The 24,986-nt window shown below is 60.2% G+C and carries 26 protein-coding genes and 1 tRNA gene; 16 read left to right on the forward strand and 11 right to left on the reverse strand.

What is annotated here, in order from left to right; translation table 11 throughout:
- Positions 1-67: 67 nt before the first annotated feature.
- Together argC and PH603_RS09845 are read left to right on the forward strand one after the other, a co-directional pair.
- Positions 68-1,189 (forward strand): N-acetyl-gamma-glutamyl-phosphate reductase, encoded by a 1,122-nt coding sequence (argC, locus tag PH603_RS09840; protein ID WP_289502282.1) that lies wholly within the window; start codon positions 68-70, stop codon positions 1,187-1,189.
- A gap of 47 nt (positions 1,190-1,236) precedes the next feature.
- On the forward strand, positions 1,237-1,767 hold the full coding sequence (locus PH603_RS09845; protein WP_353507400.1) for a gamma carbonic anhydrase family protein: 531 nt from the start codon (positions 1,237-1,239) through the stop codon (positions 1,765-1,767).
- Between the two features lie 58 nt (positions 1,768-1,825).
- On the opposite strand, the gene PH603_RS09850 is transcribed toward PH603_RS09845, so the two are convergent.
- Positions 1,826-2,404 carry a urate hydroxylase PuuD gene (locus PH603_RS09850; protein ID WP_289502286.1) on the reverse strand — a complete coding sequence of 193 codons (579 nt, stop codon included), beginning with the start codon at positions 2,402-2,404 and terminating at the stop codon, positions 1,826-1,828.
- A 96-nt stretch (positions 2,405-2,500) separates the two neighbouring features.
- Here PH603_RS09850 and PH603_RS09855 point away from each other — a divergent pair, with 96 nt between their 5' ends.
- On the forward strand, positions 2,501-3,388 hold the full coding sequence (locus tag PH603_RS09855) for a squalene/phytoene synthase family protein (protein ID WP_289502288.1): 888 nt from the start codon (positions 2,501-2,503) through the stop codon (positions 3,386-3,388).
- A 65-nt stretch (positions 3,389-3,453) separates the two neighbouring features.
- Here PH603_RS09855 and PH603_RS09860 read toward each other — a convergent pair whose 3' ends face one another.
- Entirely contained in the window at positions 3,454-3,636 is a 183-nt protein-coding gene (locus PH603_RS09860) for a hypothetical protein (protein ID WP_289502290.1), read from the reverse strand.
- A 173-nt stretch (positions 3,637-3,809) separates the two neighbouring features.
- Here PH603_RS09860 and PH603_RS09865 point away from each other — a divergent pair, with 173 nt between their 5' ends.
- The 3 genes from PH603_RS09865 (at position 3,810) to glpK (ending at position 6,550) form a co-directional block, all read left to right on the forward strand.
- Positions 3,810-4,655, forward strand: a complete 846-nt coding sequence (locus PH603_RS09865) for a tetratricopeptide repeat protein (protein ID WP_289502292.1) — start codon at positions 3,810-3,812, stop codon at positions 4,653-4,655.
- A gap of 73 nt (positions 4,656-4,728) precedes the next feature.
- The gene (locus tag PH603_RS09870; RefSeq protein ID WP_289502293.1) at positions 4,729-5,025 is read left to right on the forward strand and encodes a chorismate mutase; all 297 of its coding nucleotides are present in this window, start codon (positions 4,729-4,731) and stop codon (positions 5,023-5,025) included.
- Between the two features lie 31 nt (positions 5,026-5,056).
- Entirely contained in the window at positions 5,057-6,550 is a 1,494-nt protein-coding gene (gene glpK, locus PH603_RS09875) for a glycerol kinase GlpK (RefSeq protein ID WP_289502295.1), read from the forward strand.
- Positions 6,551-6,553: 3 nt separating this feature from the next.
- Here the strand turns inward: glpK and PH603_RS09880 are convergent, their stop codons facing one another.
- From PH603_RS09880 to PH603_RS09890, 3 genes are all read right to left on the reverse strand, one after another.
- The gene (locus PH603_RS09880; RefSeq protein WP_289502297.1) at positions 6,554-7,639 is read right to left on the reverse strand and encodes a ferritin-like domain-containing protein; all 1,086 of its coding nucleotides are present in this window, start codon (positions 7,637-7,639) and stop codon (positions 6,554-6,556) included.
- A gap of 132 nt (positions 7,640-7,771) precedes the next feature.
- Entirely contained in the window at positions 7,772-9,091 is a 1,320-nt protein-coding gene (gene amt, locus PH603_RS09885; protein WP_289502299.1) for an ammonium transporter, read from the reverse strand.
- Between the two features lie 14 nt (positions 9,092-9,105).
- The gene (locus PH603_RS09890) at positions 9,106-9,444 is read right to left on the reverse strand and encodes a P-II family nitrogen regulator (protein WP_289502301.1); all 339 of its coding nucleotides are present in this window, start codon (positions 9,442-9,444) and stop codon (positions 9,106-9,108) included.
- Between the two features lie 243 nt (positions 9,445-9,687).
- On the opposite strand from PH603_RS09890, the gene PH603_RS09895 reads away from it, so the two are divergent.
- From PH603_RS09895 to PH603_RS09915, 5 genes are all read left to right on the forward strand, one after another.
- A complete protein-coding gene (locus PH603_RS09895; RefSeq protein WP_289502302.1) occupies positions 9,688-10,335 on the forward strand; it encodes a hypothetical protein in 648 nt (215 codons plus the stop codon).
- 60 nt (positions 10,336-10,395) lie between these two features.
- Positions 10,396-10,980 carry a glutathione S-transferase family protein gene (locus PH603_RS09900; RefSeq protein WP_289502303.1) on the forward strand — a complete coding sequence of 195 codons (585 nt, stop codon included), beginning with the start codon at positions 10,396-10,398 and terminating at the stop codon, positions 10,978-10,980.
- 132 nt (positions 10,981-11,112) lie between these two features.
- Complete coding sequence (locus tag PH603_RS09905) at positions 11,113-12,423, forward strand: OprO/OprP family phosphate-selective porin (RefSeq protein WP_289502304.1); 1,311 nt, start codon at positions 11,113-11,115, stop codon at positions 12,421-12,423.
- A gap of 48 nt (positions 12,424-12,471) precedes the next feature.
- Positions 12,472-13,077, forward strand: coding sequence for a hypothetical protein (locus PH603_RS09910; RefSeq protein ID WP_289502306.1), 606 nt, complete (start codon positions 12,472-12,474; stop codon positions 13,075-13,077).
- Between the two features lie 11 nt (positions 13,078-13,088).
- Entirely contained in the window at positions 13,089-14,885 is a 1,797-nt protein-coding gene (locus PH603_RS09915; RefSeq protein WP_289502308.1) for a methyl-accepting chemotaxis protein, read from the forward strand.
- A 64-nt stretch (positions 14,886-14,949) separates the two neighbouring features.
- On the opposite strand, the gene PH603_RS09920 is transcribed toward PH603_RS09915, so the two are convergent.
- The 5 genes from PH603_RS09920 to PH603_RS09940 form a co-directional block, all read right to left on the reverse strand.
- On the reverse strand, positions 14,950-16,092 hold the full coding sequence (locus PH603_RS09920; RefSeq protein WP_289502310.1) for an aspartyl/asparaginyl beta-hydroxylase domain-containing protein: 1,143 nt from the start codon (positions 16,090-16,092) through the stop codon (positions 14,950-14,952).
- An 82-nt stretch (positions 16,093-16,174) separates the two neighbouring features.
- Positions 16,175-16,495, reverse strand: coding sequence for a DMT family transporter (locus PH603_RS09925; protein ID WP_289502312.1), 321 nt, complete (start codon positions 16,493-16,495; stop codon positions 16,175-16,177).
- Between the two features lie 186 nt (positions 16,496-16,681).
- A complete protein-coding gene (locus tag PH603_RS09930; RefSeq protein WP_289502314.1) occupies positions 16,682-17,293 on the reverse strand; it encodes a hypothetical protein in 612 nt (203 codons plus the stop codon).
- A gap of 46 nt (positions 17,294-17,339) precedes the next feature.
- Positions 17,340-17,591, reverse strand: a complete 252-nt coding sequence (locus tag PH603_RS09935; RefSeq protein WP_289502315.1) for a YdeI/OmpD-associated family protein — start codon at positions 17,589-17,591, stop codon at positions 17,340-17,342.
- Positions 17,592-17,807: 216 nt separating this feature from the next.
- Positions 17,808-17,897 (reverse strand) — tRNA-Ser (locus PH603_RS09940).
- A 231-nt stretch (positions 17,898-18,128) separates the two neighbouring features.
- Between PH603_RS09940 and gyrA the strand changes: the two genes are divergently transcribed.
- Positions 18,129-20,867, forward strand: a complete 2,739-nt coding sequence (gyrA, locus tag PH603_RS09945) for a DNA gyrase subunit A (protein ID WP_289502316.1) — start codon at positions 18,129-18,131, stop codon at positions 20,865-20,867.
- Between the two features lie 57 nt (positions 20,868-20,924).
- On the opposite strand, the gene PH603_RS09950 is transcribed toward gyrA, so the two are convergent.
- Positions 20,925-21,548, reverse strand: coding sequence for a LysE family translocator (locus tag PH603_RS09950; protein WP_289502317.1), 624 nt, complete (start codon positions 21,546-21,548; stop codon positions 20,925-20,927).
- Between the two features lie 131 nt (positions 21,549-21,679).
- Between PH603_RS09950 and coaD the strand changes: the two genes are divergently transcribed.
- From coaD to tgt, 4 genes are read left to right on the forward strand one after another with little or no spacing between them, the layout of a single operon-like run.
- Entirely contained in the window at positions 21,680-22,180 is a 501-nt protein-coding gene (gene coaD / locus PH603_RS09955; protein ID WP_353507401.1) for a pantetheine-phosphate adenylyltransferase, read from the forward strand.
- A gap of 28 nt (positions 22,181-22,208) precedes the next feature.
- A complete protein-coding gene (locus PH603_RS09960; protein WP_289502319.1) occupies positions 22,209-22,745 on the forward strand; it encodes a peptidylprolyl isomerase in 537 nt (178 codons plus the stop codon).
- 52 nt (positions 22,746-22,797) lie between these two features.
- Positions 22,798-23,838: a tRNA preQ1(34) S-adenosylmethionine ribosyltransferase-isomerase QueA gene (queA, locus tag PH603_RS09965; protein ID WP_289502320.1), complete on the forward strand. Its 1,041-nt coding sequence runs from the start codon at positions 22,798-22,800 to the stop codon at positions 23,836-23,838.
- Positions 23,835-24,983 carry a tRNA guanosine(34) transglycosylase Tgt gene (gene tgt / locus PH603_RS09970; RefSeq protein ID WP_289502322.1) on the forward strand — a complete coding sequence of 383 codons (1,149 nt, stop codon included), beginning with the start codon at positions 23,835-23,837 and terminating at the stop codon, positions 24,981-24,983. Before queA ends, tgt begins: the two co-directional genes overlap by 4 nt.
- Positions 24,984-24,986 lie beyond the last annotated feature (3 nt).

Below are 24,986 nucleotides of genomic sequence, written 5' to 3' on the forward strand. Positions count from 1 at the left end.
AAGCAATCCCCGGGAAGGGCCGGCCAATTTGGCCGGTTGTCCCATATATAAGTTACGGAGCAAGAAAATGGATAAGAAGCTGCGCGTCGGTGTCCTTGGTGCCAGCGGCTATACAGGCGCCGATCTCATCAGGCTGCTCGTGTGCCACCCGAATGCAGAGATTGTGCTGCTGACCGCCGAGCGAAAGGCTGGCCAGTCGATCGAATCCGTTTTCCCGCACCTTGGCGGCTACGGCTTGCCGGACCTGATCTCGCTTGACGATGTCGAATGGCCCGCGGTTGAGCTGGACGTGGTGTTCTGCGCGCTGCCGCATGCGACGAGCCAGGAAGTGATCAAGGGCCTGCTGCATTCGGTGAAGCACAGCATCCTTGAAGAGCTGGTGGCCGAAAGCCCGTCCTCGCTCGCGGATCGTATTCAGGGCGAGGTGAAAGTGATCGACCTGTCGGCGGATTTCCGGCTACGCAACACCGAAACCTATGGCGAATGGTATGGACGTGCCCACCAGGCGACCGAGCTGCAGACCAAAGCCGTTTACGGCTTGCCGGAACTGTACCGGGAAGCGGTCGAGAAGGGGGCGCTGGTGGCGTGCCCCGGCTGCTATCCGACGGCTGCCCTCCTTGCGCTGGTGCCGCTGTTGCGCGCGGGCCTTATCGAGGCCGAAGATATCATCATCGATGCCAAATCGGGTGTTTCTGGCGCTGGCCGCAGCCTGAAGGAATCGAACCTTTTTGTGGAAGTCGCGGAAGCCATGCATCCCTACGGCGTTGGCCATCACCGCCACATGCCGGAAATCGAGCAGGAACTGGGCGTGGCTGCCGGCAAGCCGGTGACCATCAGCTTCACGCCGCATCTGGTGCCGATGAACCGGGGCGAGCTTGAAACCATCTATGTACGCCTGAAGGACGGCGTCAGCGCCGATGACCTGCGCGCCCACTGGATGGATGTTTACGACCTCGCGCCGTTTGTGCAGGTGATGGAAAAGGGCGGCATGCCTTCGACCCGTGCGGTGCGCGGCTCCAACCGTTGCTCGCTTGGTGTATTCGAGGACCGCATGCCGGGCCGGGCGATCCTCGTGTCCGCCATCGACAATCTGGTCAAGGGCTCATCCGGGCAGGCGATCCAGAATATGAACCTGATGTTCGGGCTGGATGAGACGACCGGCCTGATGCAGGCGCCGATGTTCCCGTGACGCCCCTGTACCGCGAAACCGATTGCGGCGGGCGGCTTACCCCCTATATGGGGCGCTGGCCCGTTGTGGATGACAGCGCCTTCGTCTTCCACGGGGCACAGGTGATCGGTGACGTTGAAATCGCCGCGAACGTCAGCATCTGGCACAATTGCGTGCTTCGGGGTGACGTCAATCATATCCGCATTGGCGAGCGCACCAATATCCAGGACGGCACGGTCATCCATGTCAGCACCCGCACCCACCCGACCATCATCGGGCGGGATGTGCTCGTCGGGCACAAGGTGATGCTGCATGCCTGCACACTGGAAGACCATGCCTTTGTGGGGATGAGCGCGATCGTGATGGATAATGCCCGCGTCTGCACCGATGGCATGCTGGCGGCGGGCGCGATGCTCACACCCGGCAAGACGGTAGGTTCGGGGGAACTTTGGGCCGGATCACCCGCCAAATTCATGCGCGCCGTGACACCCGAGGAGACCCTGCGGAACCGCAAGATGGCGGCGCACTATCACCGGCTGGCCGAACAGCACAGGATGGACGCGCTGGGACGACCGCACGACTTGCCGGCTTATCCGTGAGGCAAAAGAAAAAGGGCCGGATTTCCGGCCCTTTTGTTTGTCTCTGCTATCTGTCAGATCAGAAGGCGAGGCCGTGGGTCTGGCCGACCATGCAAAGCAGCATCGGGATCGACAGCATCGTGTTGGTGCGGCTGAAGAGCATCGCGGTGCGGGCTGCTTTCGGCTTCAGGGCCGGATCGGCCTCAACGATGCCGAGGGCGATTTTCTGGTTCGGCCAGATGACGAACCAGACGTTGAACCACATCACGATGGCCATCCACATGCCGATGCCGATGACGCGGAAGCCTTCGGCAAGCGTCAGGGCCTGAACCAGATAGGGGCCGATAAGCCACAGGCCGCTCAGGAGCGTGAACATAGCGCCCCAGCGGAACCAGAAGAGGGCAGCCGGCGCGATATGCTTGCCGACAGCGGGTTTCAGCTCGTCCGGGATCGACGGCATGGTCGGAATCTGGACGAAGTTGAAGTACCACAGAAGCCCGATCCACATCACGCCCGCCAGAACATGGACATAACGCGCGAAAGTATAGTGATCGAAGCCGATATTGGCGAAGCCGCCGGTGGCGGCTGCGAGTACGATCAGCGCCAGCACGAAACCGGTAATGACCGTGTTCGGCAATGACTGCAGAATTTTCCCCATTGAATAGTCCCCCTAGACATACGATTAGAAGACCCATGGTAAACCCAACGTAGGGGCTTCTCAAGAAGGAAGTCTGAAGGGCTCGGCTTCAAGCGTATGATACTTCAAGAAAAAACTGCGGGCGATATCGCGGGGGCACTGGAAAGCTGCCGTACGCTTGTGGAATCGCACGATCACGACCGCTATGTGATGGCGCTTTTCGCGCCGTCCGGCCTGCAGCCACAGCTTTTCGCCCTTCTCGCCTGCAACCATGAAATCGCCAAGACTCGGGAAAGCGTGTCCGACCCGATGATCGGCGAAATCCGCCTGCAATGGTGGCAGGAAGCGATTGAAGGGCTGATTGTCGGTGAGGGCAGGGAGCATCCGGTGGTAACGGGGCTCGCTACAGTCAAGGACCTGTCAGCCATCGCGCCGCTGCTGTTCAGCCTGATCGAGGCACGCCGCAGCGACCTTGACGAGATCGGCCTTGCCGACTTTTTGGCGCTTCAGGCCTACACGGCTGCCGTTGGCGGCAAACTGAATGAGGCCGTAGCCATTGTGCTTGGCACAAAGGCGGACAGTGAAGGCGCCCGTGCGGCGCGCGCCGCTGGCGACGCCTGGGCGATGGTTGGCCTTCTCCGCGCCATGATTTTTGAAATCCAGACGGCGAAGGCTGCGTCCTCACGCCTGCTGCCGGGGGCCGAGGTTGAAGGCACACTGAACCGCAGCGTCAACACGATCAATGCCGATATGGCACCGTCGCTGATGCCGGTCATCCACCGGATGCTGGATGCGGCAGAGGCGAATATCACCGAAGCACGGCGCCTTGCGCGCGCGGTGCCGAAAGCGCAGCGTGCGCCGCTCCTCCTCGCAACGCTTGCCGCGCGCCATATTCGGCGGTTCAGGAGCACAGGAGATGGCATGTTCAGTCTGCCGGAAGAGGGCCGCATCGGGCCCGGTGGCCTGCTGCGCCTGATGTGGGCGCAAATGATAGGGCGTTACTGAAAAGCCAAAAGAGCCCGCAGAATATTCTGCAGGCTTTACTGTTTTCATAGGGAAGCGATCAGGCCTCAGGCCTGAACGTCAACGCGCTCGCCCACACCCGGCGCTTTGGCCGAAGGCTCAGCTTCCTTGCGTTCAACCGCAGAATCCTCAACTGTCTTGCGCTCTTCAGCGGCGGATTCAAGCGATCCTGCGCGACCGGCTGTTGCAACATTCTGGTTGCTCGTCGCTGCCGTCGATTGGATGTCCATTTCTCATCTCCAAACTACCGCCCTTCTGGGCAGTTCACTCAGCATTGGAAATATAGGTCTTTTGGCCCTAAATTGCCATTGTTAACGGACAGGCAACCCTGTTTGGGGCCGGATTCAGGCCGATTTCATCGATTCTGTCCCATTCGGGACCAGGTAACAGGCCGGAAATGACCGTGAAAAAAGATACAATTTTATCCATCCGAATCACTTTGAAGCCGCTTTTCCTGGGGGCAAGCCTGCTTCTTGCTGCCTGCGCGAGCAATGGTCAGTCGAGCGGGAAACAACCCGAGGGGGGGCTTTCAAAGGCCCTCAAGGGCGACCCGCAGGCCATGTATGAAGTGGGCGAGGGGATGGAGCGGTCCGGCAATCTGGGTAACGCGCTGGACCTTTATAGCCGGGCTCTTGATGCTGATCCTTCAAACTGGCGGGCCGGGCTCGCTATTGGACGGGTCCTGTTCCGTAGTGGCGATGTGGTGGCGGCCCGCAATTATATCGCATCGCTCGGGGTTCGTTTCCCGGACGAGCCGCAGGTTGCCGAGACTCTTGCAGACATGAGCGGGCGGATGGGTGATTTTGCAGGGGCGGCCAGGGCAATCGAGCCGTGGCTGCGTCAAGTGCCGCCCCGGCCCAGCTTGGCGCTGATTGCGGGCAAGCTCCTTGAAATCAAGGGTGACGCGGAATCGGCCCGCCAGATGTTCGCGATCGCGCAGGAAGAGCCGTCCCTGAACGGCGAAGCGATGGCCGCATTGACCTGGTCTTTCTCGCAGTCCGGCAACATGGATACTGCGCGGGTGATGCTGATGGCGATGAGCCAGCAGCCGGCGACCTTGCCGCTCGCTCAAACCATGAGCCGCCTGATCCGGGCGCGGCAGGGCGAGCAGGTGAAAATTGAAGGCGTGGTGAGCCCCGAGCAGCTGGAGCTGATCGGCCTGCTGCCGACATTGAGCCCGACCGAGGCCGCGGCTGCCGTCTATTTCGGCTATCTGCCACCCGAACCGGAATCGGCGCCCGAGCCGTGATTGATCCTTGCCCCGCAGGCCTGTGCCGGGTAAGCAGGCGGCACCTTTGAGTGGTTGAAAAAGGATGCCTCCGTTGAAGACCTGCAGCAATATGGCCGAAGTCCGTACCGAGATTGACCGTGTTGACCGGCTGATCGTTCCGCTGCTGCTCGAGCGTCTCGGTTATATCGAGCAAGCTGGCCATATCAAGGGCAGCCGCGACACCGTGCGCGACGAATGGCGGATCGAGGATGTTGTCTCCAAGGTGAAGGCCTGCGGCGCCGAAGAGGGCGGCAACCAGCAGTATCTTGAAGATATCTATCGTCATCTGATTGAATGGAGCATCGCCCACGAATTTACCGTGTGGGATGAAGAGCACCGGCAGGACTGACGCCTGACCGGTCGGTTCCGGGGGAGGGATCATGACCGAGAAGAGCTGCCTTATCGCTATTGACCAGGGCACCACCAGCACCCGTGCCCTTGCTTTCGACACTGACCTCAATGAGCTCGCGGTTGCGCAGATTCCGCTTGAGCAGCATTTCCCGCAGAATGGTTGGGTTGAGCACGATGCTGGCGAGATATGGCAGGCGACGCTCAAGGTTCTGGGGCAAGTGATCGACAAGGCGAAAGCCGCCGGCTACGCGCCGCTTGCCATCGGCATCACCAACCAGCGCGAAACCACTGTCCTCTGGAACCGGGAGAGCGGCGAACCGCTCCACAAAGCCATTGTCTGGCAGGACCGGCGCACAGCGGCAGCTTGCGCAAAGCTCGCGGAAGATAAATCCGTCGCCAAAATGGTGCAGGAGCAGACAGGCCTGCTGCTTGATCCCTATTTCAGCGCGACGAAGATTGCATGGCTGCTGGATCATGTGCCGGGCGCGCGGGAGAAGGCAGCGGCTGGCAAGCTCGCCGCCGGTACAATCGAATGTTATCTCGCTTGGCGCCTCACTGGCGGCAAGCTGCATGTGAGTGACGCGACGAATGCCTCGCGCACCATGCTGATGGATATTCGCGGGGGAGAGTGGTCGGAGGAGCTCTGCCGGCTGTTCGGGGTGCCGAGGCAGTTGCTGCCCGAAATTGTTGATAACGCCGGCGCCTTCGGCAGTGTTGCGGATGGATTGCCCGGTGCTGGCCTGCCGATCACCGGAATGATCGGCGATCAGCAAAGCGCTGCGGTCGGGCAGGCTTGTATCGCGCCGGGGCAGGTTAAAAGTACCTATGGCACTGGATGCTTCCTGTTGCAGCATACGGGTGACCGGATGGTGCTGAGCCAGAACCGGCTTTTGTCAACGGTTGCGAGCCGCATGAAAGGTAAGCTTGCCTATGCGGTCGAAGGCAGCATCTTCAACGCGGGGACCGTGATCCAATGGTTCCGTGATGGCATCGGTCTCATTGAAAACTCTGCCGACAGTGAAGCCGCGGCCGTGCGAGCCGGGACGACCGACGGGGTCTATCTGGTGCCGGCCTTCACGGGGCTCGGCGCACCGCACTGGGCGCCGGACGCGCGCGGGCTGATTTCGGGGCTTACCCGCGGCACCAATGCCGACCAGCTGGTGCGGGCGGGGCTTGAAAGCATCGCCTATCAGACAAACGATCTTCTAACTGCGCTGAAGGCTGACGGCGCAGGGAGCGCGAAGCAAATCCGTATCGATGGCGGTATGGCGGCAAACGGCTGGTTCGCGCAGTTTCTGGCCGATATCTGCGACGCGACGGTTGACCGGCCGCAGATACTGGAGACCACCGCGCTTGGGGCTGCGATTTGCGCCGGGATCGGGGCCGGAGTCTGGCCCGATCTGGAGGCGGCTACGCGCAACTGGACGCTCGATCGCCGGTTCGAGCCAGCGATGGATGCGGGCACACGCAAAAAAATGACCGCCGGGTGGGACCAGGCGGTCAGTCGCTGCTTGCTCAGTTGAAGGCTATTCTGCGGCGCTGGAGCGGCCCATTTCGATCACATCCTCGACGTGCTGGCGGCGGGCATCATGTTCTGCCGCCACTTTCATGTCATTCTCGGACATGGCGTCCAGATTGACATTGGCGAAGCCAAGGATGCCCATGTCGCCATAGGCTTTCTGGATGCGGTTGCCCCAAAGGCCAATATCTTTCACCACCGGCACGATGCGGCTGAAAAGCTGGGTGCGGAACATCTGCATGCCTTGCGAGGCCTGCACATAATTCACGCAGTCCTTCACATTGAGGCCAATGGTTTCCCAAACCTCATTGCCCTGGAAACGATCCCTCATCAGGTAGCAGGCTTCCACGAGGAATTCCTCGCGCTCGTCGCGCTCATGCTGCGTGAGTTCAGGATAATAGGCCCGAAGCGCCAGTCGACCGAATGCCACATGGCGGGCTTCGTCCTGCATCACATAGGCGTTGACGGCAGAGGCCAGATTGTTTTTCGCGTGGTCGCGGATGCCGGCGAAGGCGGCAAGCGCCAGCCCTTCGATCACCACCTGCATACCAAGGTAGGTCATGTCCCAGCGGCTGTCGCGGATCACCTGATCAAGGAGCGTCTTCAGGGGGCCGGTGATCGGATAGGCGATGCCCATCTTTTCAACGAGCTTCTTGTAGGTCTCCACATGCCGCGCTTCGTCCATCACCTGGGTGGCGGCATAGAATTTGGATTCGGTATCCGGCACATTCTGCACGATCTTGGCAGCGCAGATGAGCGCGCCCTGTTCGCCGTGCAGGAACTGGCTTGTCGACCAGGCCTGCCAGTGCGACCGGCAAACGCCTTGCTCTTCCTTCGACATTTTCATGTAGAAGTCGGCACCGTAAAGCGGGAACAGCTCTTCGGGCAGGTCTTGCGGGTTGCCGGGTGTAAGCTCCTGCGACCAGTCGATCCGGGACTCGGTGTCCCACTGCATCGACTTGCCCTTGTCGTAAAGGTTCAGGAGATCCTTGCGGTCGTCTGAATAGTTCCAGTTGAAAAGCGTTTCATAATCCTGAGGCACACTCCACATGCTGCCTTCAAGCGCTTTTGCGTAAATCGGGTCCAGTGCCATGTCTCTCCTCCCCAGGGCCACATGTAACTAGACTATAGCGTCCACTAAATGTGTGGGCATGGCAAGCCCCAAAATGAAAGGGGCCGCATCTTTCGACGCGACCCCCGACAGTCAGACCCGTTCCCCCACGGATCAGACCAGCTTCTGTGACCCCCGACCGAACTCGGGATAGGCCTCCAGGCCAAGTTCGGTGATGTCGGTGCCGAGATCTTCTTCTTCCGGGGAGAGACGGATGCCGACGGTCAGTTTCAGGGCGAGCCAGGCTACAAGGCTGGCAACCACGACCCAGGCGCCGATGGCGGTTACGCCGATCAGCTGGGTTACGAACGGTACGTCGGCTGTGATCGACACAGCGAGGGTGCCCCAGATCCCGCAGACAAGGTGCACGGGGATTGCACCTACGACGTCATCGATCTTCAGCTTGTCGAGGAGGGGGACAGTGAAGACTACGAGGACGCCCCCGACGGCACCGATGAGGGTGGCGATGCCAAGGGTGGGGGTATCGGGGCTTGCGGTGATCGAGACGAGGCCGGCAAGGGCGCCGTTCAGGACCATCGACAGATCCACCTTGCCGTAAACAAGGCGGGTAACGATCATCGCAGCCACCACACCGCCGCACGCGGCCATGTTGGTGTTCAGGATGATATTGGAGACGGCCACACCATCAGCAGCGGAGCCGAAAGCGAGCTGCGAACCGCCGTTGAAGCCGAACCAGCCGAGCCACAGGATAAAGGTCCCGAGCGTGGCGAGGGTAAGGTTCGAACCGGGCATCGGACGCGGCTTGCCATCAGCGCCGTATTTGCCGCGGCGTGCGCCAAGGAGAACGGCACCGACAAGGGCTGCCCAGCCACCGGTGGAGTGAACGAGGGTCGAGCCGGCGAAGTCCTTGAAGCCCATGGCGGTCAGCCAGCCCTGGCCCCAGACCCAGCTGGCCTGGACCGGATAGATCACAGCAGCAAGGATTGCGGTGAAGATCAGGAAGGGGAAGAGCTTCACGCGCTCGGCGATGGTGCCGGAGACGATCGAGGCGGCGGTGGCAACGAAAACGACCTGGAAGAAGAAGTCCGAAGCCGCAGCATAGCCGCCTTCGATCACGGCCCCCTCGGCGAGGACGCCGCTATCATCGGCTGCCCAGAAGGCAAACGTGCCAAGATAGCCGCCCTCGTCGATGCCATAGAGAAGGTTATAGCCGCAGAGCATGAACATGATGCAGGCGACCGAGAAAAGGCTGATGTTTTTCAGGCAGATCGCGCCGACGTTCTTCGACCGGACAAGGCCGGACTCGAGCATGGCGAAGCCCGCCGCCATCCACATGACGAGCGCACCCATCATGATGAAGAGGAAGGTGTTCAACAGGAACTGGGTCTCGCCGTCCACTGCAGCTTGCGCGGGGAGGGTGGCAAGACTGGTGAAAAGGGCGCCCATGAGCGCTGCTTTGATAAAGGATTTCATCTGTACATGCCCTCCTAGAGCGCTTCGCTATCGGTTTCGCCGGTGCGGATCCGCACCACCTGACCGAGATCAAGGACGAAAATCTTGCCGTCACCGATCTGGCCGGTGTGGGCGGCGGACTTGATAGCCTCGACGGCACGCTCGGCGAGCTCGCTCGCGACGGCGACTTCAAGTTTCACCTTGGGCAGGAAATGCACCTCGTATTCGGCGCCCCGATAAATTTCTTTCTGGCCTTTCTGACGGCCATAGCCCTGCACCTCAGAAACGGTCATCCCGTTGATGCCCAGCTCATTGAGAGCTTCCCTTACGGGATCAAGGCGGTGCGGCTTAACAATCGCAATGATGTATTTCATGAAGCCTCCCGAAGTTGGTGTAATAATGTTATTGGTTACCGGGAGGTTAAAGGCACGAAGTGTGCCAGAATGAATAATTGTATATATTCAATGGTTTAGTGTAATTTTGCATGATTCTGCATTGTCATAAATTGATCATAAAATATGCACTGCACAAATATTGATCAGTTGTTTTGCGCTGCAAAGCAGATTGCCGATCACGCAATGTCCGACTAATCTCTCGTCAGATCAGGAGCTTCCCTCATGCTGGTCGATGGCGATCACGTTCATCTTGAGAGACTATCGGTGGACCCCGACGTCTGCCGGCGCTGGCCGCATTTCGCAGGCTATTGCAGGCATCTTGCGAGCGGCCTCAAGGATGCAGCGAACCGCGATCTTGATGCGTTTCTGCGCGAGGCGCGGGGTTTTGATGCCGCAGGGCGCCATTCGTTCACGGTCTGGATCGTGGGCGCTGCCGAAGCTTTCTCCCGGCCGCAGGTGCTGATCCGCTTTCTTCTATTTAAGGACATTGTCCGACCGGCACTGGCGGCCTGGATGGACGAGGCGGTCAGTGAGGCAAGGCCCGGCTTGTGGCTCGCCCGGCTTTATGACTATCGCATTCCCGACGCCCGGGAGCCAAAGGACTATCTGGAAATCGCCCTCGCACGCGAACCGGCAAATCCGGTGGCAGCAAAAGACATGGTGTCGCTGCTCATCCGGCAGGCGATCGATAACCAGCATGAACTGCCCGCCTATTTTGGTGATCCGGCGGACGATGTGACGGCACTGGCGTATGCGGCGAGCCTGTTGCCGGCTGTCGAGGATCAGGATTGGGCGACCAGCCGACGCGAAACAATCGACTATCTTTCGAAAATCGCCGGGGAGGCCGTGGAAAACGCGGCTTTGGCATAATCAAGGGCCGGGCAATGCACCCGGCCTTAACCTCACGACACGACACAAGGAGAGACAAAAATGCTGACTGTTTATGGTGACAAGCGATCAGGCAATTGCCTGAAGGTGACCTACGTGGCCGACCATCTGGGTATCCCCTACAAATGGGTTGATACCGACATCATGAAGGGTGAGGCGAAGCGGCCCGAGATCATGGCGGTGAACCCGGCAGGGCAGGTGCCGACCATCGTGATGACCGATGGCCGCGGTATGGGCCAGTCGAATGCGATCATTCGTTATCTGGCTGGCGGCAGCCATTTGATTCCCGAAGATCCGTGGGAACGCGCCAAGATGGATGAATGGCTCTTTTGGGAACAATATAGCCACGAACCCACAATCGCCGTTGCCCGCTTTCAGCGGCTCTATCTGGGCTGGGAGGAGGGTCAGGTTGATGCCAAGCTGATGCAGAAAGGCAATGCGGCGCTTGATCTGATGGAAAACCATCTGGACGGCCATGGCTGGCTTGTCGGTCCCCATTGCAGCCTCGCCGATGTGGCGCTGATCGCCTACACCCAGTTTGCCGAGGATGGCGGCTTCTCGCTGGAAAGGCGACCAAAGATCCGCGCGTGGCTGGATCGGACTAAGGCCTATCTCGTTTCTGGTTGAGCGCCTGACGGGACAACTTTCTTGGCAAAAACGGACAATTCGTGAATTCGAATTGCCCGTTTTACCAATTATTTAGGATATTGTATGGTACGCGAGTAGTTCCGGTGCTTCTTCATATATGGGGAGACGAATATGAAACGGAGCTTTATGGCCCCCGGCCTTCTTTCGCTGTTGCTTGCCACATCCCTCACACCGCCCGCCCTCGCGCAGTCAGCTGCAGAGGACAAGGAAACCATTTCGCGCCTTGAAGCGCGGGTCGCAGCCCTTGAAGCGCTCGTTCAGAAGCTTGTCGGTGCTGGCAGCGAAGTTCAGGTTGCTGAAAAGCGCGAAGTGCCGGCCAATGTCGCCGTGGTTGCCAGCAAGGACCCGGCGCCTGCCGTTGCAACAGCCGATGGCAGCCTTACCTTCAATATCCGCGGCCGCATGATGGCCGATTGGGGCATGGGCAGCGACGACCGCGATACGTTCGATTATTCCGGCACCAAGCTCCGCGCCGCGTGGTTCGGCCTTGAGGGAAAGGCCGGTCCGGATATCGCCTATCGCTTTGAAGCCGATTTCGGCGCCAACAGCGTATCGGTGAAAGATGCTTTCGTCGCCTTCACGCAGGGTGACTGGACCTATACGGTAGGCCACAGCAAGGTGCCGAACTCGCTGGAATGGCTGACACCGGTCAGCCTGACCAGCGTTCTGGAGCGCAGCGCCTTCCGCAACGCCTTCGGGCTTGAGCGCGGCATGGGCATCAAGGCGAGCACCGAGGGAGAAAACTGGGGCTTCACGGCAGGTGTCTTCCAGGGCACCAACGAAGCCGTTGCCAACACGGACGAGGGCGTCACCACGGCCCTGCGTGGCACCTATGGCGGCAAGCTGGAAACTGACGGCGCCTGGATGGTCGGCCTTTCGGGCCGCTGGCGGAAATTCCCCGATGCCCGCCTCGCCTACCGCTCCAAGGGTACGTCCAACCAGTCCGGTACGCTCATCAGCTTTACCGGGCAGGAAGAGGACATGATGGTTGGCGCGGAAGCCGCCTTCTCGAACGGGCCTTTCTATGGCGCTGCGGAATTTGCTGTTCTTGATGCCAAAGACATTGGCCCCGCTGGCGAAAGCGGCGGCTTCTCGGGCGGTTATGCCGAGATCGGCTATGTCCTGACAGGCGAAACCCGCCCGCTTGACCCTGCTGGCGGTGTATGGGGGCGGCCGAAGGTCGCCAATCCCCTCGGCGAGGGTGGCAGCGGCATGTGGATGCTGACCGGACGCTATGACCGTGTCGAGCTCAATGGCGGCGGCATTACGGGCGGCGAGATGGAAAGCTATATCCTCAGCCTCAGCTGGTACATGAACCGTTATCTTCGGACCATTGTTGAATATGGCCATTCGGATGTTTCGATCCCCGGCCTTGATAATGGTGCCGACATGATCGGGCTGCGGCTTGGCGTCGATTGGTAATGAGAGACTAGTTTGTTTTTCTGCGGCTGATCGGAAAGGGAGGCCAGAATGAAACTTGGTTCACGTCTTATGAGATCATTGGGGCAGGGCGTGCTGGCGGGTGGCTTGCTGACGGCTTTCACGCTGCCTGCTGCGGCGCAGTCCGCCAGCCTGATCGACGACAAGGTGATTGCTGAAATTCGCGAGATTCTGGCCCATCCCGTGGTGCAGATGACCGTCCGTTCCCAGAACCGGAAATACGGCAATCTTGCGCAGTCTGAAATCGACAAGCTGGATGCCCAGTGGGTGCAGGAACGCCAGCAGGATGACCAGCCGCTGATTGCGGCAGCACTGAATAACCCGGCGTCGATGTATCTGACCCAGATACAGGCAGAATCGCTGGGGCTTTTTACAGAGATTTTCATCACCGATCAGAACGGCCTGAATGCGGGCCAAAGTTCGATCACGTCCGATTACTGGCAGGGTGATGAAGCCAAATTCAAGAATACATTCGGTGTCGGGCCAAGCGCTGTCTTCGTTGATGAGCCCGAGCGCGATGATGATACAAAAACCGTCCGTTCGCAGGCAAACGTGACAATCACGGATGAAAGTGGCCGCGCAATCGGCCACGCGACATTCGAGGTTAACCTGACCGAACTTGCCCGGCGCCAGTAGGAGGCCACGCAATGTCCAGATTGTTCAGTAATATTTCCCTTATCGCCAAGCTCGGGCTTTCCCTCGGCCTCATCGTGCTCGTTGCCATTGCGCTTAACATCTGGTCAAGCATCGAAGCCGACCAAGTGGGTGAAGCCAATGCAGAAGTCGACCGGCTGCGGACCATGTCCGATGACTTGCAGTCGCTCAATCGCGGGCTAGAGGCCCAGCGCAGCGCGCTGCTGTATCTTCTAGTCACCGCAGACCGCTCTATCCTGCCGCAATATGATCGCGGGGTTGAGCAGTTCGATGCGGCTTACAAACGCTTCCGTGCTGGGCTTGATTCCGATACCGGCATGCAGCGCGAGATCAGTGATCTTGAAACCCTGCACACAAAGGCGATTGAGTGGCGCACGGGTTATGCCCAGCTGCAGTTGCAGCAGGCACGCAATTACAAAACGCTGAACCTTGCGAAAGCCGTTGAAGTATCGGGCGAGCCCGGCGACCTGTTTGCTGAAATCGAGAATCTGAGCGCTGCACTCAATACCGGGATGAATGAAAAGGCGCAGGCAGCGACCTTCAATGCCGGCATGGCGCTGGAGCGGCTCAACCTCGTGAAGACGATATCGCTCGGCTCCACGCTTGTGATTTCCGGGCTGGTGATCTGGATGATGCTGCATTTCGTGGCAAAGCCGATCCGGGCCATGACCCGCGCAATGACAGATATCGCCAAGGGTGCCCTGAATACCGACGTGCCATCCACGGATTCCGCGGACGAAGTGGGTGACATGGCCCGTGCGGTCGAGGTTTTCAAATCGAACGCGATCGAGCGCCAGCGTCTGGAAGCCGAAGCTGAAGAACAGCGCCAACAGGAAGCGCGGCGGGAGCGTGACGAGCGTGAGCGGGAGGAACGCGAACGCGAGATCGAGTCCGAACGTCAGGCCGAAATCCTGCGCCGCCGCGAGGAGAAGGAAGCCCGGATCGTCAGCCTGATTACCGAGTATGACTCCTCGGCGCAGGGTGATTTCGCGCGTGTTACCCAGATTGTCGACCTGCTGAATGATGTGTCGAACACCATGTCGAGCGCTGCTGTCACCACGCAAGAACAGGCGAACAATGTGGCGCGGGCGGCCGTCAGTTCCAGCGAGAATGTCCAGTCGGTTGCAAGCGTGACCGAGGAGATGGACAGCAGCGTGCAGGAAATTGCCCAGCAGATCGATCGTACCTCCCGCCGTACGGCGGACGCGGCCGAGCTTGTCTCCCGCACGCGGACAGATATGCGTGCACTTGAAGATTCGGCTGTGGCCATTGGCAATGTGATGAAGCTGATCAGCGACATTGCCGAACAGACGAACCTTCTGGCGCTCAATGCCACCATCGAAGCCGCCCGTGCGGGCGATGCCGGCCGCGGCTTTGCCGTGGTGGCGGGCGAGGTGAAAAACCTGGCGAGCCAGACCGGCAATGCCACGAACGAGATCCGTGCCCAGATCGAGGCCGTGCAGGACCAGACCAAATCGGTCGCTGAAGCCATCTCGAATATCGAGGCGGTCACGCGGGAGATCACCGATATGGCGGCAGCCATCGCCTCCGCGGTGGAAGAGCAGCGCGCCGCGACGAACGAGATTGCCCGCAGCGTTTCGCACGCGGCCTCCAACACATCGGAGGTCAGCACCAGCATCACCTCGGTGGCCGAAGCGGCGGAATCGAACAGTCAGGTCGCGGTACGGGTCGCAAGCTCGTCGCAGGAGCTGAAAGTGACGTCCGACCAGATCCGCACGGTCACCCAGCGCTTCATCGAAACGATCAAGCACGAGGCGCTTGCCTCCTGATCGAACAGAGCTTCTGGAAAACAAAAGGGCGCCCATCGTGGCGCCCTTTTTCATGTGTCGGGTTTCAATGGTCCTCGTCGAACCGGTCGATGGAGGCGAAAAGGGCGGTCAGCACCTTGCGGTCGTCCTCGGGTATCTCCGGCCGCCAGATTTCGAACAGCATGACGGTGCGGTCAGAGGTGCCGCGGTTCCATGCCTCATGCTCGAAACTGTCGTCAAAAATGAAAAGCTTGCCTTCCTGCCAGGTGCGGGTTTCGGGGCCCACGCGCAGGCCGCATCGGTCCGGGGCAATGAGGGGCAGGTGGCAGATCAACCGAGTGTTCAACAGGCCATTGTGCGGCTTGATGTGCGTGCCGGGCTTCAGGCGCGAAAACAGCGCCATGGGGGACCGGGATTCGATGGACGGTTGCGGTGTATGCGACAAGGCTTCGATGGCGGCCGGGCAATGGTCGGCGAGCGGCTGGCGCTCGCCGCTCTTGTAAAGGTAGGCTGCTCCCCAGCTTGGGTCATCCAATAACGGATTGTTGGGGGCCGGGCGACCGGGGGGCGCCTGCACATATGGGGTGAAGGTGCCATCTTCAGTTTCCAGCAAAGCTTTGAGTTCGGCTGTAATAGCTTCGGTTCGGGCTTCAAGGGCCGGAACCCAATCAAATTCCTCGCGTTCATACCATGCGCGGTGCGGCAGGCCGGGATAGAAGAACATGCTGGGCTGCTGCAGATACAGCGGCGTACGGCCAGTGAGCAGGTCAAACGCTTCCCGGATGCGCGGGCTGCTGGCGGCTACATCAATGCCTGCGGCTTTCATCTGGTCATCGAGATGAGCCGCATAAACGGCGATGCCTTCCTGCAGATAGGCTTGTGCGCGCTCTGCCCAGGCGCGAAGCGGCGGTGGGGCATTCGGGATATGGGCGACGGTATTGAGGCCAAGGCGATAGAAATTCTCGGCAGCCCGGCGGTCTCCTTGAGCACGTTTCAGTTCCGCCATGCCGGATATGGCGCCAATGTCGCCGCGCTGTTCGCGCAGGCGGCGGGACAGGGCTTCTTCCTCGCCTGCCTGATCCCCGCGCTCGTGGCAGGTCTTGGCTATCGCCATCCATGGTGCTGTGCCACCCGCCGCTGCAATTTGCCGGGCAACTTCCAGCGCGCGGCCCGTGGCACCCTGACGAAGATGACTTTCAAGTTCTTGATAAAGGGCAGGGGCGTTCAAAGGGCAACTCCGTCAGACTGGGCAGCAATGTGGTGGCCCAATCTAACGGCGTTGCCTGAAAATGCAATTCCGCCCTCCCGGCTCACTCTGTGCTGGAGATTTTCATCAGCACAAGGCCTGCGACAATGAGCCCGGCAGCGGCGAGGCGAAGCGGGCTGGTGCTTTCGCCCAGAAATATGACACCGGCTGCAAAGGCGCCAACGGCACCGATCCCGGTCCAGACCGTGTAGGCAGTACCGAGCGGCAGGCCGCGCATGGCGTACCCGAGAAGCACAATGCTGCCGAGCATCGCGACACCCGTGATGAGGCTGGGACCGATTTTGGTGAAGCCGTCCGACTGTTTCATGAAGAAAGCCCAGACGATTTCGAGAAGACCGGCGAACAGAAGGGATATCCAGGCCATGATATGGCTCTCCTTGTCAAAGAGCCGGGCCGTCCCGGGCTTGAAGCCCATGCTTGCATAAGTGCAAATGGGGGAGGACGTGGCCTCGCTTCAGCGCATCATATGGGGCTGCAAGGCGCGATAGTCAAAGATGTTTGCAGCCGGGCCAGCAGCAGGGACGTCGTGCAGGAATCCGGATAGTGCGGACTAATTGCCGCGCGCCGCCTTTTCGGGGTTGAAGACGGCCGTCGCGATCAGTTGCGTGCGGTCTTGGCGCTCGCCCGGTCCCAGCGCACGTGTGATGACAATTGTGAAAGCGGGTTCTTGCCTGTCCTGAAACATGGTTGAGGCCAGATTTTCGTTCGACAGGTCTTCCGCGGGTTCCCATGTTTCGGTGAAACGCGGAGAAGCAAGAACGGCTTCGATAGCCGGCTGCAGATCGGCATTGCCGCCGCCCGTGATATGGCACATCGGTATTTTCCCAGATACGACAAGGACATATCCGGCGCTGTCGGTTGCCTTAATCCGCCAGAAGGCATTGGCGACCCGCAGGGATTCGGGCGGCAAGGCGGGCGGAATCACTTCTCGTATCGGAACCAGGCGGTCACCCATGCCCATGACATCCATGAAGCCTTGCGGACCCTTTTGCCAGCTCGCTGGATTGTTGATCCATTCGCGGCAGGCGGCAAGCGCGCCTTCGAAACCGGTTTCAAGCTCGGATTGGGCTGCTGCCGGTGCGGCGACCATCAGCGAGAGGATGGCGGCCATCCGGATGTTTTTCGAAATCACTTGAGGGTCAGCCTTTTCTGTTCGTGCCATGCGTGGCCCTACAGTAGGCGGGCGGGGGACAGGCAATCAATGGCGTTCAACGATGTTTGCAGCCGGGCCAGCAGCAGGGGCGGCGTTTGCCTTCCTCAAGATTCTCGCAGCCCCAGTTGATGCGTTTCAGGCGAGTTTCCGGCTTCTTGGCATCCTCCACCCAACAGATCCATTCGTTGCGGGCCAGCGGGGTGATATCCATCCATGTGGCGAGCGCACCGGGCCGCGAGAGCAGGGCGTCTTTCAGGTCGTCCGGCAGGTCATGGACGACACCGGCGGGGAGGGGGCTATCTGGCATGGTTGCTTCTCCTGCTACAACGGCGGCGAGCATAGCGAGCCGGGACGGATGGCGGAAGAGGTGGGATTGGCAAAAACAGGCGTTGGCCTGTTTTTGGTCCTTCGGACCGCATCCTTGATGCGCCGGCCGGGTTGGCGCCCGTCCCGAACCGGTGGGTCGTCCACCGCACTGGCTTCAGCATAAAGAAAAGGCCCCGCAATCGAGGCCGTTTCTTTATGGCGGAAGAGGTGGGATTCGAACCCACGGTGGGCTCGCACCCACGGCGGTTTTCAAGACCGCTGCCTTAAACCACTCGGCCACTCTTCCGCGTCTCGAGAAGTCGGCACCTTGTACCGGGCGTCGCGTCGCTGGTCCAGCCTTTTTGAGCGGGGCGGGCGACAGGGTGGATGATTTCTTGCGCGGGGGCGCGGGGCTTGCTAGAAAAGCGCTAGCGGGGACAAGATATCGCGGTTTTCTGCGACACCTGCCCCTAAATAGCCGATCCTCGCGGAGGCGGGCCTGCCTGCCTTTCCGCCAACTATCCTAAGGGCAACACGCGTGAGCGACACTACGCCGATCGAGCCGCAAGGCCGGGACATCTTCCCGATCACCATCGAAGAGGAAATGAAAAGCTCGTACCTCGATTACGCCATGAGCGTGATCGTGTCGCGGGCCCTGCCGGACGTGCGCGACGGCCTGAAGCCGGTGCACCGCCGCATCCTCTATTCGATGCATGAAAACGGGTTCGAGTGGAACAAGCCGTACCGCAAGTCCGCCCGTATCGTCGGGGACGTGATGGGTAAATATCACCCGCACGGCGATAGCGCGATTTACGATGCCTTGGTGCGTATGGCGCAGGATTTCTCCATGCGCGTCACGCTCATCGACGGGCAGGGCAACTTCGGCTCGATGGACGGCGATGGTGCTGCCGCCATGCGTTACACCGAAGCCCGGATGGACAAGATTTCCTCGATGATCCTTGCCGATATTGACAAGGACACAGTTAATTTCCAGCCGAACTATGACGAAAGCGAGCATGAGCCCCAGGTTCTGCCGGCGCGCTTCCCGAATATCCTCGTCAATGGCGGCGCCGGTATCGCCGTCGGTATGGCGACAAACATTCCGCCGCACAACCTGACCGAAGTGATCAACGGCGTGCTGGCGCTGATCGAGGACCCCGAGATCGATGATCTCGGCCTTATGGAATATGTGAAGGGCCCCGATTTCCCGACGGGCGGCATCATCCTTGGCGCGGGCGGCATCCGCTCGGCTTACGAGACCGGCCGCGGCTCCATCACCATCCGCAGCCGCACCCATATCGAGGAAATCCGCAAGGACCGCGAAGCCATTGTCATCACCGAGATTCCGTATCAGGTGAACAAGGCCTCGATGATCGAAAAGATTGCCGAGTGCGTGCAAGGCAAACGGATCGAAGGCATTTCGGAACTGCGCGATGAATCCGACCGCGAAGGCGTTCGCGTTGTTGTGGAACTGAAGCGCGATGCCGTCGCTGACGTGGTGCTGAACCAGCTCTATCGTTTCACGCCGGTGCAAACGAGCTTCGGCATCAACATGCTGGCGCTGAATGGCGGCAAGCCAGAGCAGATGAGCCTTCGGACCATCCTGAAGGCCTTCATCGACTTCCGCGAGGAAGTGATCACCCGCCGCACCAAGTTCGAGCTGAACAAGGCCCGCGACCGCGCCCATATCATGGTCGGCCTCGTGACGGCGGTTGCCAATATCGATGAGGTCGTGGCCACGATCCGCGGTGCTTCGTCGCCGGCGGATGCCCGCGAAAAGCTGATGGATCGGCGCTGGGACGCGACTGAAATCCGGCCGTATCTGGAGCTGATCAACGAGGTTAGCCACCTCAATGATGATGGCACCTACCAGCTGTCGGACGCGCAGGTTAAAGCCATTCTCGAGCTGCGCCTGCACCGCCTGACCGCACTCGGCCGCGACGAAATCGGCGGCGAGCTTGAAGAGCTGGCCATCAAGATCCGTGAATATCTCGAAATTCTTGGCTCGCGCGTTCGCCTCTATGAAGTGCTGAAGCTGGAGATCGAGGCCGTTCGCGATGAATTCGGCAGTGACCGCAAGACCGAGATCGATGTTCTGGGTGGTGGTGCCTTCGACGACGAAGACCTGATCGCTCGGGAAGACATGGTCGTGACCGTGACCCACACCGGCTATATCAAGCGCGTGCCGCTTTCCACCTACCGGGCGCAGCGTCGTGGTGGCAAGGGCCGTTCGGGCATGCAAACGAAGGACGAGGATTTCCTCTCAAAGGTGTTTGTGGCCAATACCCATACGCCGGTTCTGTTCTTCTCGAACATCGGCAAGGTTTACAAGCTGAAGGTCTGGCGCCTGCCGCTCGGTACGCCGCAGTCCAAAGGCAAAGCGGTGATCAATCTGTTGCCGCTCGCGCAGGGCGAGACCATCGCGACCATCCTGCCGCTGCCGGAAGATGAAAACACCTGGGGCGACTTCAACGTGATGTTCGCCACCGCACAGGGTAACGTGCGTCGCAACCGCCTGTCGGACTTCGCAAACGTGCTCTCGAACGGCAAGATCGCCATCCGCTTTGATAACGATGACGACAAGCTCATCGGCGTTGAAACCTGCACTGAGGATGACGACGTGCTGCTGGCGGCTTCCGGCGGCCGCGCGATCCGCTTCAAGGCAACCGATGTTCGCCTGTTCGTTGGCCGCACCGCCACGGGCGTGCGCGGCATGAAGTTCGGTGACGGCGAATCCATCGTTTCCATGTGCGTGATCAACGGCACAGACGCCGATACCGAGGAACGCGACGCTTACCTCAAAGCAGCTGACTGGAAATCGGAACCATCCGAGCCGACCCTTTCGGCTGACCGCATGGCGCAGCTGAAGGCGACCGAGCAGTTCCTGCTGACGGTTACCGACAATGGCTTCGGCAAGCGCTCCTCGAGCCATGAATACCGCCTGACCAACCGTGGTGGGCAGGGCATCTGGAACGGCCCGTCGGATGATCGCCTGCGTGACCAGATCGGCCCGGTTGTTGCCGTCTTCCCGATTACGGAAGAAGAGCAGATCATGATGGTGACAGATCAGGGCAAACTGATCCGCACCCCTGTGCATGATGTGCGCATCGCCGCCCGTAATACCAAGGGTGTCACGCTCTTCAAGGTGGCGGATGACGAGCATATCGTCTCGGTCGCCAAGCTCCTCGATAGCGGTGAGGACGAGGAAGAAGGCGGCGATACAGTGGAAGGCGCTGAAGGCGCACCCGCTATGGAAGAAGGTGGCTCGGAAGAATAATCTCTTCTTGAGAAAAGATTTAAGAAAGGCGCCCATCATTCGGGCGCCTTTTGCTTTTTATGCAGGGTTGATGAGCAGCAGTAGAAGCGCCCCGCACAGAAGCACGCCGCCCGCCAGCCGGGTGACAAAACGGGCGCCGCCCTTTTTCACAAGCCATGTCCGAGCATAGCTTGATGCGGCGACCCAGGTGCAATCACCGCCGACGGCGACGATCAGGAAGCCGAAGCCCATGACGATAAGCTGCGGGGTCAGCGGCAGGTCCCGACTGATGAACTGCGGATAGAAGGCCGCGAAAAAGAGGATCGCTTTCGGGTTGGTCGCAGAGAGCAGCATGGCATGGCGAAAGGCCTGCGCGGGTGTTTTGTCCGGCGCTTCGCCGATGGTGACATTGCCTTTGGAGCGCAGCATCTGCACCGCCATATGGGCAAGCAGAATGACCCCGCCGTAACGGATTGCGGTGAAGCCCCAGTCGGGCAGGGCCATCAGCACGGCGGAAAAGCCGGCGATATAGATGATCTGGAACAGCACAAGCACAACGCCGGCCCCCAGTGCGACGGCAAGCCCGTGGCGGCTGGAGCGGCCAAGCGTTTCGGCGATGATCATGCTGACAATCGGGCCGGGCGACAGCACAAGCAGGGCCGTCGCGGCCAGAAAGCCGGTGAAAAGCAGGGGGTCAACCAAGAGATTTGCCTCGAACTGTCGGTGATGACTTGTAATTTCCGGTTCGTTCGGGAATGTTGCACGAAAGCGTTTGCCCGGCAATGGGCGGCGCCATACCTGACGGTCACCGAACGGGGGGAATAATCGTGAGCATAGAACGCATCGGCGTTTACCCGGGCACCTTCGACCCGATCACCAAAGGACATATCGATATCATCCGCCGCAGCCTGACGCTGGTAGACCGGCTGATCATCGGTGTGGCAACGAACCCGAGCAAGGATCCCATGTTCACGCTGGAAGAGCGTGTGGCAATGGTGTTGCGGGAAGCTGGTCCGCTGGCCGAAAAGGCGCAGGTCGCCTTTGAGGTCGTGCAGTTCGATGAACTTCTGATGCACTTTGCCGAGCGGATGAATGCCAATATCATCATCCGCGGTCTGCGCGCCGTGGCGGACTTTGAATATGAATTCCAGATGACCGGGATGAACTATCAGATCAACCCGTCTATCGAAACAGTGTTCCTGATGGCCGATCCGCGCTATCAGACGATTGCATCGAAGCTCGTGAAAGAAGTCGCCATCTATGGCGGCAAGATCGATGCCTTCGTGCCGCCCCTTGTGGCTGAAGCCGTGCGGACGAAAGTCGATAAACCTTAAGAACCGAGAAGCGGGGAAATAACGCCCGATGAAACCTTTCCTTTATGCCCTGATGATGATGGTGGGACTGATGACCAGTGAAGTTGCCGCAGAAGCGCAAGACCTTGAAAATACCCTGTATCTGGACCTCGATACCGGCGGCCGTGTGGTGATTGCCACGCGCCCCGATCTGGCCCCCAACCATGTTACCCGCATCAAGGAACTGGTGCGCCAGGGCTTTTACGATGGCACGGTCTTCCACCGCGTCATCGCTGGTTTCATGGCGCAAGGCGGCGATCCGACCGGCACCGGCATGGGCGGCTCGGGCGAGAAAATCCCCGCCGAGTTTTCGGGCGCGCCCCATCTGCGCGGCACCGTATCGATGGCACGCGCAACCGAACCGGATAGCGCCGACAGCCAGTTCTTCATCTGCTTCACCCGTGTGGCCCATCTCGACCACCAGTACACCGTCTGGGGACGTGTCGTTTCCGGCATGGAGTTCGTGGACCAGATCGCCGTGGGCGAGCCGCCGCGCAACCCCAGCAAGATCGTGAAGATGCAGGTGGCAGCGGACGTGAAGGAATAACCGCCCGTCTTTCGCTTGAGGTCATGGGCGCTTTCGGCTAAAGCCAGCGCCCATGGACGTAAACCTTTTTGATTTTGACCTGCCCGATGACCGGATCGCGCTTCGCCCCGCGAAGCCGCGCCATGCTGCACGCCTGATGGTGGTGAAGCCGGACGCGACCGAGCACCGGCAGGTCATCGATCTTGCCGACTATCTGACGGCAGATGATATTCTTGTGTTCAACGATACCCGCGTAATCCCCGGCCGCCTGTTCGGCAAACGGGGTGATGCCAAGGTGGAAGTAACGTTGCACAAACGTGTAGACACCACCGTTTGGGATGTGTTCGCCCGGCCCGCGCGCAAATGCCGGCTTGGCGACAAGCTCGATTTTGCGGGCCTCATTGCCGAAGTCATTTCGGTGGGAGACGCCGGTGAACGACGCCTCGCTTTCGAAGTGGCGCCGGACGCGATGACCGACGCGCTGACAAGCCATGGTGTGATGCCGCTGCCGCCCTATATCGCCGCGCAGCGCCCGGTAGACGACGCGGACCTCGAAGACTATCAGACGCTTTATGCGGACCGCGCCGGGGCCGTGGCAGCGCCAACTGCCGGCCTGCATTTCACGCCGGAGCTGATGGCAAAGCTTGATGCCAAGGGTGTGGAGCGGGTGTTTGTCACCTTGCATGTGGGGGCAGGCACCTTCCTGCCGGTGAAGGCTGACGACACCGACGATCACAAGATGCACGCCGAATGGGGCGAGGTGAGCGCCGAGACAGCCGCACGCCTCAATGCAGCGCGAGCGCGCGGCGGGCGTATTGTGGCGGTTGGCACCACGTCGCTCCGGCTTCTCGAAAGTGCGACGGGCGATGATGGCATCGTGAAGCCGTTTGAGGGCGATACGGCAATCTTCATCACACCCGGCTATCGTTTCAAGGCGATTGACCTGTTGATGACCAATTTCCATCTGCCGAAATCGACGCTTTTCATGCTGGTAAGCGCGCTTGCTGGGCTTGACCGTATGCAGGCGGCCTACAAGGCGGCGGTGGACGAAGGCTACCGCTTCTATTCCTACGGCGACAGCAGCCTCCTTTTCCCGAAGCGAGACAAGACATGACCGAACGCGAACGCTTCAGATTTGATGTGCATGCCACCGATGGGGCGGCGCGCACCGGCACCATCCATATGAAACGCGGCGACATTCGCACGCCCGCCTTCATGCCGGTTGGCACGGCCGGAACGGTGAAGGCGATGATGCCCGAAAATGTCCGCGCGACGGGGGCTGACATCCTTCTCGGCAATACCTATCACCTGATGCTGCGCCCGACGCCCGAGCGCGTTGACCGGCTGGGCGGGCTCCATAAATTCATGAACTGGGACCGGCCGATCCTCACCGATTCCGGCGGCTTTCAGGTCATGTCGCTCGCCGAGCTTCGCAAGATGAGCGAGGAGGGAGTCACCTTCCAGTCGCATCTTGATGGCAGCAAGATCCTGCTCACCCCTGAACGCTCGATGGAAATCCAGCGGCTGCTGGGTTCGGATATCGTGATGTGCTTTGACGAATGCACGCCGTTCCCGGCGACTTACGAGCAGACCCGGTCTTCGATGGAGCTTTCCATGCGCTGGGCCAAACGATCGCGGGATGGCTTCAACAGCGGTGAGGCGCATGCCGCGCGTTCGGCCCTGTTCGGTATTGTGCAGGGCGGCGTCTATGAAGACCTGCGCTTCCAGTCGATCGATGCGCTGACTGATATCGGGTTCGATGGCTATGCGGTAGGTGGTCTTGCGGTGGGCGAAGGGCAGGAAGAGATGTTCCGCGTCCTCGATTTCACCATGCCGAAGATGCCGAAGCATACGCCGCGCTACCTGATGGGGGTCGGCAAGCCTGACGATATTGTGGGTGCGGTCGAACGCGGGATCGACATGTTCGATTGCGTGCTGCCGACACGGTCTGGCCGCACGGGGCAGGCCTTCACGCCCTATGGTCCCATCAACATGAAGAATGCCCGCCACAAGGACGATCCGCGCCCGATTGTTGAAGGCTGCGCGTGCGCGGCCTGCACCAGCTATAGCCGCGCCTATGTGCATCACCTGATCCGCGCGGGCGAAATCCTCGGCGCCATGCTGCTGACCTGGCATAACCTGCAGTTCTATCAGGATATGATGGCGGGCCTGCGCGCGGCCATTTCGGAAGGCCGGCTCACCGAGCATGCAAACCGGTTCCGCGCTGACTATGTGCGCGGCGATATCGAGCCTATCTAGGCC

Origin of the sequence: Gimibacter soli (assembly GCF_028463845.1) — a bacterium.
Taxonomy (GTDB): domain Bacteria; phylum Pseudomonadota; class Alphaproteobacteria; order Sphingomonadales; family Kordiimonadaceae; genus Gimibacter; species Gimibacter soli.